5 protein-coding genes are annotated in these 2,039 nt (G+C 75.2%); 2 read left to right on the top strand and 3 right to left on the bottom strand.

What is annotated here, in order from left to right; translation table 11 throughout:
• Nucleotides 1-164: 164 nt before the first annotated feature.
• Nucleotides 165-530, top strand: a complete 366-nt coding sequence (locus ACRX5S_RS40210) for a hypothetical protein (protein ID WP_436778255.1) — start codon at nt 165-167, stop codon at nt 528-530.
• A 54-nt stretch (nt 531-584) separates the two neighbouring features.
• On the opposite strand, the gene ACRX5S_RS40215 is transcribed toward ACRX5S_RS40210, so the two are convergent.
• Entirely contained in the window at nt 585-788 is a 204-nt protein-coding gene (locus tag ACRX5S_RS40215; RefSeq protein WP_436778256.1) for a cold-shock protein, read from the bottom strand.
• Between the two features lie 163 nt (nt 789-951).
• On the opposite strand from ACRX5S_RS40215, the gene ACRX5S_RS40220 reads away from it, so the two are divergent.
• Nucleotides 952-1,230, top strand: coding sequence for a hypothetical protein (locus ACRX5S_RS40220; RefSeq protein ID WP_436778257.1), 279 nt, complete (start codon nt 952-954; stop codon nt 1,228-1,230).
• Here the strand turns inward: ACRX5S_RS40220 and ACRX5S_RS40225 are convergent.
• Nucleotides 1,209-1,382: a hypothetical protein gene (locus ACRX5S_RS40225; RefSeq protein WP_436778258.1), complete on the bottom strand. Its 174-nt coding sequence runs from the start codon at nt 1,380-1,382 to the stop codon at nt 1,209-1,211. The two genes, ACRX5S_RS40220 and ACRX5S_RS40225, sit on opposite strands and share 22 nt — an antisense overlap.
• Before the next feature lie 27 nt (nt 1,383-1,409).
• On the bottom strand, nt 1,410-1,832 hold the full coding sequence (locus ACRX5S_RS40230; protein WP_436778259.1) for a hypothetical protein: 423 nt from the start codon (nt 1,830-1,832) through the stop codon (nt 1,410-1,412).
• Nucleotides 1,833-2,039: the final 207 nt, after the last annotated feature.

Genomic DNA, 2,039 nt, shown 5'->3' on the forward strand with positions numbered 1-2,039 from the left:
CGGGACCGCAGCAGGCTGGCGCCCACCCCCACCCGGCGCCGGACCTGCCTGGTGTCGGCCCCCTTCGGCCGCGCAACCCCCACGCGGCCGGGGGGCCGACACACCACCGCGACGGACGCGATCCGCCGCACAGGTGCGGTTACGGCGCAAAGGGGAGGCGGCGGATGGGTGGCGATGCGTGGGTGACACGCCAGTGGCGTGACGTGGACGGGCACCTGTGCACGGCGGTGATGACCGCGGAGCAGGCGGCGCGCTCCGACGAGGAGTTGCGCGCGCGGTTCGCCCCGATCCTGGCCCGCCTGTCCCGGGAGCGGCCGTCCGATCCGCTGTCCGCGCGGATGACCGACAACGCGGCCGCGTTCGTCATCGAACGCGCGTCCGGGCTCGCGGTGCCCGGCCGCCCGGTGGGCCTGGCCGACCTGGGCGGAAGGCCGCGGACCGACGACCCGCAGCTGGCGCGGCTGGTCGACCAGCTCGTCGAGGACACCATCGCCACCGCCGCCGAACGGCACCGCCGCGCCGACCCCTAGGAAGTCGGCGCGGCGGACGCGTGCGGACGCACGATGCGGATCGGGCCGCGGGTTCTACTCGGGGGTGACGTTCTCCGCCTGCGGGCCCTTCTGGCCCTGCGTCACGTCGTAGGAGACCCGCTGGTTCTCCTGGAGTTCGCGGTAGCCGGACGCGTTGATCGCGGAGAAGTGCACGAAGACGTCCGGCCCTCCGTCGTCCTGCGTGATGAAGCCGAAGCCCTTGTCCGCGTTGAACCACTTCACCGTGCCAGTCGCCATCGACCGTGCCCTTTCACCTGATCGGCTGAGATACGCCGGGCCCTGCCACGGGCCCGAACCCGGCTGTTCTACCAGCACACGGTGCCCGCCCGCCGCCGTCGCGACGGAAACGGCGGCGGTAGCCTGCCCGTTCGGGGGCCACCCGCACGAAGGGGAGCCGGTGGTGGACCACAACAGCCTGGACGAACTCCTGGGCGAGCCCGGCGAGTACGTCGGCGCGCGACGCGTACGGCGTCCCCGCCCCGCCGCGGGCGTGCTCGTCCTGGAGTGGTGGGACGGGGACGCGTGGGTGAGCGCCGGCGAGTCCGCCGACGACGACGCGGTCCGCGCCTGGCTCTCCGGCGCCCCGCGCGGCCCCCACCCCTGGCAGCCCGGCACCGGACGTAGGCGCCGACCACCCGCACCGCCGCCCCTGGGGAGTCACTGCGCAGGGTCCCCGTAGGGGTCCAGGTCGCGGTCTCCGCCGACGGTCATCGCGCGCGCGACCGCGGAGGCGGCGAGCCGCGGGATGTCCTCGTCGGTCCACCGGCGGAAGAGTTTCGCGACGTCGAGCGGCAGCGCGGCCGGGGTCCACTCCTCGGGGATCGGCCACATGCCCAGCACGGCGTCGCGGGCCGCGCGCTACGCGTCGGTCTCCACCCTGTCCGGCTCCTCCGGCGCCGCCCACGGGCGGCGGGCGCCGACCAGCACCAGCACATCCGCCGAGTACCAGCCGGTCGGGGCGTTGTCCGCGCCGGGCGTCGGATCGGTGGGGAGCACGAACGCGTGCGCGTAACCCGGGTACACCTCCCCCGTCGCCTCCCGCCGCAACCGCACGGCGCTGTTGGCGACCAGTGCGGCGAGGACGTCCTCCGAGGCGGTCTCCTCGCCGGGCGGCGGGGTGTGCGTCGGCGTGCAGGGCAGGCTGCTGGAGAACAGGTACCCGATCGTGCCGACGGTGTGCCGCGCGGTGTCCGCGTCGGTGAGGCGTCGGCGGGCCTGCATGTACGTCTCGCCCGTCTCGTGCTGGCGGGCTCGGATATCGCGCTTGTTCGGGTCGGCCATCACACACGCAACATTCCCGGCCGCGCTGCCCACGCTCGCGTCGGCCCGGTCGATGCGGGACGGCGGAACTACGCGCGGTGGACTGGCCTTGGTCGTGGGCCGGGGCGTGGGCACGAGGTCCGGCGCGAGACGGCGGGCGGCCGCGAGCCGCCCCACCGACCACCCTACCGACCGCGGCCGGTGCCGTCGGGCGGTTCCGGGGGGGGG

This window comes from Yinghuangia sp. YIM S09857 (assembly GCF_051388915.1).
Taxonomy (GTDB): Bacteria; Actinomycetota; Actinomycetes; order Streptomycetales; family Streptomycetaceae; genus Yinghuangia.